Origin of the sequence: Lacticaseibacillus chiayiensis (assembly GCF_004123795.1) — a bacterium.
GTDB lineage: Bacteria > Bacillota > Bacilli > Lactobacillales > Lactobacillaceae > Lacticaseibacillus > Lacticaseibacillus chiayiensis.
In genome coordinates, this window is sequence record NZ_MSSM01000054.1 from 1 (window position 1) to 1,398 (window position 1,398).

The following is a 1,398-nucleotide window of genomic DNA, read 5'->3' on the forward strand; positions in this document are numbered from 1 at the left end:
CCAACCAGTGCCATCAAGGCGCTCAAGGGCAGAAGTGCCTTTATCTTTCTCAAACGGCATCCGGAAATTCGCGATTCTCAAGATTGGGGTGGACATTTATGGTCACCCAGCTACTACATGAGTACACTTGGCAACATGAGCAAGGACGTCGTTGAGAATTACATCAACAACCAAAAGTACAACGAACTGAAAAAGCGCCCTAAGAGGCGTTGAGAGGGGGCTTATCCATCCCATGGCTAAAGTCACGCGATTTCCGGCCAGTTATAATTAAAAAACTCGACGCTGCCAAAGCTGCCGAGTTTCTTATTATGCTCCTGATTCTCTTCTCAATTATTGCCATTGTGTTGACAGCTGGTAACTCAATTCGGTTTACTGGTTTGAGTTATTTAGATCCTTTATAATACGTTGGTAAAAAGTATCAAGATCTAACATCATCACACGAAGAGGCAATCCCGCATGAAAACTCTGACGCATTTTTGGGATCGAGTCGTTAGCAACATTCATTTCCTGAGCACCCAGTATTTCAAACCTAAATTTCGACAACAGCTGTTTATTGCTGCAGTCTTGGTGCCGATCAGTTGGGTTGCCATCACGACCGGTCGGCAAGTGGAAACTCCAATCACAGCTGCCACCAGTCTACGGGTTGGCATAACAGCTGCCAAAGACAGCGAAACTTCACGCCAAACCACGCGTCAGGTTGCATTTAACGCCGCGAAAAAAATTGACTGGCATGCGCCATCTGAAAGTCGTCCTTACCCTGACTTAACGCAACACCCTAACCTTTCGCTGGTGGTCAGTTTGAAAAAGCAACGGGTATTTGTTAAAGATGGTACCAAAACGCTTTACACCATGTACGCTTCTACCGGTATCGATAACTCAACACCGCGCGGGCACTTTAAGATCCAGTCTGAACGCGGCTATGACTTTTTCAATCCTGAAGAACAAATGGGGGCGCATTATTACACGAGCTTTTACTTACATGGCACCTATTTGTTCCACACCGTGCCGACTGACATCAACGATCAATATATTGAAGCTGAAGCGGCAAAGTTGGGCCGGGAACCCGGTTCACACGGTTGCGTACGCCTCAGCATTCCGGATGCCAAGTGGATTTTCAAAACCGTTCCAACTGGTACGCCAGTTGTTATCGAATAAAAAAAAGCCGCACCCATCTCTGCGGTCGGCCCTGTCAAGTTGACAGATGAAATAATATAAAATTTTGGTAGCTTTTAGATGGCCTTATTCCAGTATTCTTCTGGGGTAAGGCCGTCTCTTTGTCCTGAACGATTATCGTGATTGAAATAGTGGATCCCATCTTCAACGAGCTGGACGAATTCCTTGTAAGTCTTTGCCATTGGATGACGATCCATCCACCGCAGTTTAAATTCGTTCCACCAG

Annotated in this window: 3 protein-coding genes; 2 read left to right on the forward strand and 1 reads right to left on the reverse strand. The window is 46.1% G+C overall.

Annotation, left to right across the window (positions count from 1 at the left end; translation table 11 throughout):
• Together BVJ53_RS14095 and BVJ53_RS14100 are read left to right on the forward strand one after the other, a co-directional pair.
• Window positions 1-213, forward strand: a 213-nt coding sequence (locus BVJ53_RS14095) for a transposase (RefSeq protein ID WP_137295997.1), incomplete at its 5' end; no start/stop codon positions are given.
• Between the two features lie 243 nt (window positions 214-456).
• Window positions 457-1,155 (forward strand): L,D-transpeptidase, encoded by a 699-nt coding sequence (locus BVJ53_RS14100; protein WP_129302926.1) that lies wholly within the window; start codon window positions 457-459, stop codon window positions 1,153-1,155.
• 74 nt (window positions 1,156-1,229) lie between these two features.
• On the opposite strand, the gene BVJ53_RS15625 is transcribed toward BVJ53_RS14100, so the two are convergent.
• A complete protein-coding gene (locus BVJ53_RS15625; protein ID WP_414467456.1) occupies window positions 1,230-1,370 on the reverse strand; it encodes an IS3 family transposase in 141 nt (46 codons plus the stop codon).
• Window positions 1,371-1,398 lie beyond the last annotated feature (28 nt).

What these genes read in the sequence shown, in the direction of transcription:
- BVJ53_RS15625 (WP_414467456.1), bottom strand. Translation starts at nt 1,370, where the DNA reads ATGGATCGTCATCCAATGGCAAAGACTTACAAGGAATTCGTCCAGCTC.
- BVJ53_RS14100 (WP_129302926.1), top strand. Translation starts at nt 457, where the DNA reads ATGAAAACTCTGACGCATTTTTGGGATCGAGTCGTTAGCAACATTCAT.